Source organism: Halanaerobiales bacterium, assembly GCA_035270125.1.
Lineage (GTDB): Bacteria > Bacillota > Halanaerobiia > Halanaerobiales > DATFIM01 > DATFIM01.
Genome location: DATFIM010000200.1, coordinates 1 through 5,107, shown reverse-complemented (window position 1 = coordinate 5,107; position 5,107 = coordinate 1). Strand labels below are relative to the sequence as shown.

The 5,107-nt window shown below is 28.3% G+C and carries 9 protein-coding genes and 1 other annotated feature; of the genes, 1 reads left to right on the top strand and 8 read right to left on the bottom strand.

All coding sequences use genetic code 11. The features are described 5' to 3' along the window. The 5 genes from VJ881_10085 to nadD all read right to left on the bottom strand — a co-directional run. Positions 1 to 491, bottom strand: a 491-nt coding sequence (locus tag VJ881_10085; GenBank protein ID HKL76402.1) for a class I tRNA ligase family protein, incomplete at its 3' end; no start/stop codon positions are given. Between the two features lie 66 nt (positions 492 to 557). Further along, positions 558 to 764: a binding site (T-box leader), on the bottom strand. 45 nt (positions 765 to 809) lie between these two features. After that, positions 810 to 1,175 (bottom strand): ribosome silencing factor, encoded by a 366-nt coding sequence (gene rsfS, locus VJ881_10080; protein ID HKL76401.1) that lies wholly within the window; start codon positions 1,173 to 1,175, stop codon positions 810 to 812. A gap of 19 nt (positions 1,176 to 1,194) precedes the next feature. Further along, on the bottom strand, positions 1,195 to 2,367 hold the full coding sequence (locus tag VJ881_10075; GenBank protein ID HKL76400.1) for an LCP family protein: 1,173 nt from the start codon (positions 2,365 to 2,367) through the stop codon (positions 1,195 to 1,197). Positions 2,368 to 2,370: 3 nt separating this feature from the next. Then, on the bottom strand, positions 2,371 to 2,949 hold the full coding sequence (gene yqeK / locus VJ881_10070; protein HKL76399.1) for a bis(5'-nucleosyl)-tetraphosphatase (symmetrical) YqeK: 579 nt from the start codon (positions 2,947 to 2,949) through the stop codon (positions 2,371 to 2,373). 13 nt (positions 2,950 to 2,962) lie between these two features. Continuing rightward, a complete protein-coding gene (gene nadD, locus VJ881_10065; GenBank protein ID HKL76398.1) occupies positions 2,963 to 3,553 on the bottom strand; it encodes a nicotinate-nucleotide adenylyltransferase in 591 nt (196 codons plus the stop codon). A gap of 152 nt (positions 3,554 to 3,705) precedes the next feature. Between nadD and VJ881_10060 the strand changes: the two genes are divergently transcribed. Then, a complete protein-coding gene (locus tag VJ881_10060) occupies positions 3,706 to 4,215 on the top strand; it encodes a gamma carbonic anhydrase family protein (protein ID HKL76397.1) in 510 nt (169 codons plus the stop codon). A 25-nt stretch (positions 4,216 to 4,240) separates the two neighbouring features. Here the strand turns inward: VJ881_10060 and VJ881_10055 are convergent, their stop codons facing one another. The 3 genes from VJ881_10055 to VJ881_10045 form a co-directional block, all read right to left on the bottom strand. Next, the gene (locus VJ881_10055) at positions 4,241 to 4,408 is read right to left on the bottom strand and encodes a hypothetical protein (protein HKL76396.1); all 168 of its coding nucleotides are present in this window, start codon (positions 4,406 to 4,408) and stop codon (positions 4,241 to 4,243) included. 15 nt (positions 4,409 to 4,423) lie between these two features. Then, positions 4,424 to 4,609, bottom strand: coding sequence for a hypothetical protein (locus tag VJ881_10050; protein ID HKL76395.1), 186 nt, complete (start codon positions 4,607 to 4,609; stop codon positions 4,424 to 4,426). Positions 4,610 to 4,754: 145 nt separating this feature from the next. Continuing rightward, a partial coding sequence (locus VJ881_10045) for a sodium-independent anion transporter (protein HKL76394.1) occupies positions 4,755 to 5,107 on the bottom strand: 353 nt, incomplete at its 5' end.

Here is a 5,107-nt window from a genome sequence, read left to right as displayed (position 1 = left end):
GTTTCACAACTTGGACACCAATTTACAGCTGATTCATCTTTATAAGCAAGTCCTTTTTCATACATTTTCAAAAACAACCATTGATTCCATTCATAATAGTCTTTACTGGCAGTAACAACTTCACGATTCCAGTCATAACTTAAACCTAATTCTTTAAGTTGTTTTCTCATTCTTTCTATATTATCCCAGGTCCATTCCTGTGGATGAATATTTCCATGTTTGATTGCTGCATTTTCAGCAGGTAATCCAAATGAGTCAAAACCCATTGGATGAAGAACATCTTTACCCTGCATTCTCTGGTAGCGAGCAATAACATCTCCAATGGAATAAACTCTAACATGTCCCATATGTAAATCTCCTGAAGGATAGGGGAACATTTCTAGAGCATAATATTTCTCTCTTTCATCACCTTTGGCTTCATGAAGTCCCTTTTCTTCCCAAAAATCATGCCACTTTTTTTCTGAATCATTATAATCATAAAATCCTTTCACTTAATTCTACCTCCTTATTTTGTATGAAATTTTCTTATAAAATTAAAAAAACCTCGCTCCTGAATTAACAGGGACGAGGTTTGATTCCCGTGGTACCACCCTAATAGATAGAAATAAACAATTTCTATCCACTCAAACTCTTTAACGCAGAAAACGCAATTAATTACTAAGCTTCACTAATTGGGCTCCAGAGCGAGTTCAGTACAATGCTGATTTTCAGCAAACATCAGCTCTCTTAAAACTATACCTACTACTCTCTTTCAACACCTTTATCTTTTATTTTTCTTTATTATAATAATTAATCAAAATAAAGTCAAGTTATTTTACACTTTCTTCACTACGCAAAATCTTTTCAGCATCAGCCCAGAGTCTTTCAAGTTCATAAAATTCTCTTTCATCTTTGTGAAAAATATGAACAATAAAGTCTGAATAATCCATAAGAATCCAGCGACCTTCATTTTTACCTGCAATTTTTTGAGGAACAAGATCTCTTTCTTCAGCCAATTTATCTTCTATTCCTCTGGCTATAGCTTTTACCTGATTTTCATTATTTCCATCACAGATTACAAAATAATCTGCAATAACTGTTATATCACGAAGATCAAGTATTTCAACATTATTAGCTTTTTTGTCTTCAGCAGCTTCAGAAGCTAAAACAGCTAATTCTTTAATTTCGTTTTCCATATTTTTTTAATCCTCCTTATTAAGAACTACCTTCATTTTCCTTTTCTAAATAATCATGACCAATAATTATCTTAATTTCATTTTTATCTTCTTCTGAATAATTAATTTCTCCACCCAGAAGTTCTTTTATGCCAGAAACTACATTTTTAGCATCTTTATCATAATATTTTATTATTGTCTTTTCATAGTTAAAATTATCAGCATTTCCAATTGTAGAAACAATAAAACCATATTTATTTAAAGTATCTGCTACTTCACCAGCTAAACCTGATTTACCATTTCCATTATATAAGGAAACTTCGTATTTGCTGTTTTGAATATATTCCTTACTTTTAATTAAATTATCAACCAGAATATCTAGTTCTTCATTTTTGGGTACCCAGTAACTAATCCCATTTATGTATTTAGGATTCCCCGGTACCATATCAGTTTCCAATTTATTTAAATTAGTATTTTTGGCTAATTTAACAAAAGGACTTACATCTTTTAAAGGTATATTAGTATTTACAGCATCAGTAACATTACTATAAATATCTGGTAACTTTACAATAATATCAGGACTTAAAATTTTATCCATAACTGCCTCTATAAACTTTTGCTGTCTCTCAATCCTTCCAATATCAGCTTTTATTGGACCTCTATATCTAACATATTCTAAAGATTCTTCACCATCTAAGTGGATATTTTCCCCGGCAGGCAGGTCAATGTTTACTCCTCCTGCTTTATCTACATAATGAAGTGGTTTTTTTATATCTATATTTACACCACCAATTGCATCAATTATCTCTGAAAAACCACTAAAATCTGTTTCTAGGTAATAATCTATTGGTATATTTAAAAAACTTTCCAGAGTTTTATCAGTTAATTCAATACCACCATAAGCATGTGTTGCATTAATTTTACCAGTTCCATGTCCTGGAATTTCTACTTTAGTATCTCTTGGGACAAAAAGCACTCCTATATCTTTAGTTGATAGGTCAACACTGGCAATCATAATTGTATCAGCTCTAGGAGGACCATTTATGGAAGAATCATAACCTACAACCAAAATATTTAATTTAGAAGTAGAAAAAGGATCACTTTTTATTGCACTAAATTTATCATTTACTAAAAAAGAAATTATCATTCCAATTAAGATTAATACAATCACTAAACCAATTAATAAATTTCTTTTATTTTTGATGTCTGCCATTAATTACTTTCCTCCTAAATATTCATTTCTCAACAATAGGGTATTTGGGTGAATAATTTTTTTCTTATTAATATTAAATTTAATACTTTGATCACATACTGCAACTATCAATTGAGATAAATTTCCTTTTGAAATATCTCTTAATTTTCTAACTCCAGGAAATTCTCTATTTGGTTCAATAAAATCTGCTGCAAAAATTATAAGAGCTAATTTGCTCATATCTGGACTACCTATTGTATGATATCTAATTGCTTCTAAAATATCCTTATCTATTATATCATATTTCTTTTTAACAAGAAAGGCTCCAACAGGTGCATGTAAGACCGATGGTATCTTCATCTCTGTTTTATCAATATCACCATTTATTTTTTTAGCATATTTATATAACTCTTTCTGATTTAGTGGTTTTGCATAATCATGTAATAAAGCTGCAGTAATTGTTTTTTTTATATTTACGTTATTCTTTTGAGCAAGTTGAACAGCAACTTCTATAACTCCCTGAGTATGAATGTATCGTTCTTTTGTAAGCCAATTTTTTAATTCATTTTCTAAATTATCCAAATAATCTTTTTGATATTTCAATTTATCACCTTCATTACCCATATATGTTTTTTTCATTAATGAATTTAATAATAGAGTCTGGTGTCATATAGCGAATTGATATTTTATTTTTAATATTTTCTCTAATTAAGGAAGAAGATATATCTATTAAAGAACTATTCATAATATGCAAATTATCTCTATGTGTTTTAAAGAAAACTTTTTTTAATATTTTTTCTAAAGAAAAATTAGGTCTTCTTGCTACAATAAAATTACCATTTTCCATTAAAAATTCAGGTTCTTTCCAGTTTGGAATATCTAGCAGAGAATCTGCACCAATAATAAAATATATCTCTTCATTATATTTATCACTAAAATATCTTAATGTTTCAGCAGTATATGATGGTTCATCCTTATTTATTTCCCAATTTGAAATAATAAAATGTTCATTATCTTCTATTGCCAATTTAACCATTTGTAATCTTAATTTTGCAGTAGTTAAATTTTGATTGTTTTTATGAGGAGGATTCCCGGCCGGCATAAAAATAACTTTACTCAAATCATATCTATTATAAGCCTGCTCTGCAATAATCAAATGTCCTATATGTATTGGATCAAAAGTACCTCCAAATATAGCAATTGCCATCCTTAAAACTCCTTTATATATAATAATATTATAATAAAACTAAAAATTCAATTCAAGATAAGTTTCTATTTAAGTATGTTGCTTTATTTCACTATATTAGTTATAATTAAAACAAATAATGATACTAATAATAAATCAAAGGAGGAAAATCTATGATTCATGCAGTAAATGGTAATGAACCTCAAATTGAAAAAGATGTTTTTATAGCAGAAGGTAGTAAAATTATTGGTGATGTATATATAAAAAGTGGTGCCAGCATTTGGTTTAATTCAATAATTAGGGGAGATCTTGGGCCAATTAAAATTGGTAAAAAAACTAATATACAGGAAAATTCAACCCTACATATTGATGCTGGCTCTCCTTTGATAATTGGTGATAATGTTACAGTCGGTCATAATGCAGTTTTACATGGCTGTACTGTAAACAATAATTGTATTATTGGAATGGGAGCTATAATTTTAAATAATGCAGATATTGGTGAAAATTCTATAATTGGAGCTGGTGCTCTTGTTCCTGAAGATGCAGAAATACCTGAAGGAAGCTTAGTTTTAGGTATGCCAGCAAAAGTTAAGAGAAATTTAAATAATAAAGAGATTGAAAGTATTCAGGAATCTGCTGACCATTATTATCAATTATCACAAAAATATATTAACGAAAAATAAGAGGCAGTCTCCTGCCTCTTTGCTTTTATTTTTTATTACTTTTTAACTCTTCCAAACTGATCTTATCATTTAGAAACATATTAACTGATCTATCAAGAAATTCATTAAAATTCATATCATCCTGTATTAATTTTTTCATAAGTTTTTTATGTTTTTCTTTATCCATATGAAAGGTGGATCTTTCCATTCTCATAAATAAAGCCCCCTTTTAATTTTTCTTTTTCATCCACATTCCCCAATCTTCTTCCTGTTCTTTGGGATTTATTTTATCATCAAGATAAAGATCAATTAAAAGATCAATAAATTCATCAAAATCAATATCCTCATCCTTTAAAATTTCTTTAACTTCTTTATGAGTTTTCTCAGGTATACGATAGGCCATCCGTCTACTCATTTATTAGCCTCCTTTTATTTGGCGAATTTAAAAATTTCAAATTAAAACAAAAAAATATAATAAGTTCCTATAAAGACTTAATTTATTATTTTACAATCAATACTAAGTATTATAATATCACAAATTTAACTTTTTTTCAATCATATTATTCACTATCATTTCCGTCATTTTCTCCCTGAGCTTCATTCAAGGCATCTTTGGTAGAAGAAAAAATATAATCATTTGCTTTAAAAACATCTTCTTTATTTATTTCATTCAAAATACCACTATCCTCTAAATATTTATACAACTTATCATTAATGCCACTGAAAAGTACTCTTCCTCCATTTTTTTGTACTCGAGCAATAAACTTTTTTAATTCATTAAGAGAAGTTATATCAATAGTCTCAATATCTCTCATTCTTATTATAAAATCTGTTTCTTTTATAAAACTTTCATCAAGTTCCTGTTTTAAATTTTTAGCTGAATGAAAATGAACATTACCACCTATATTTATAA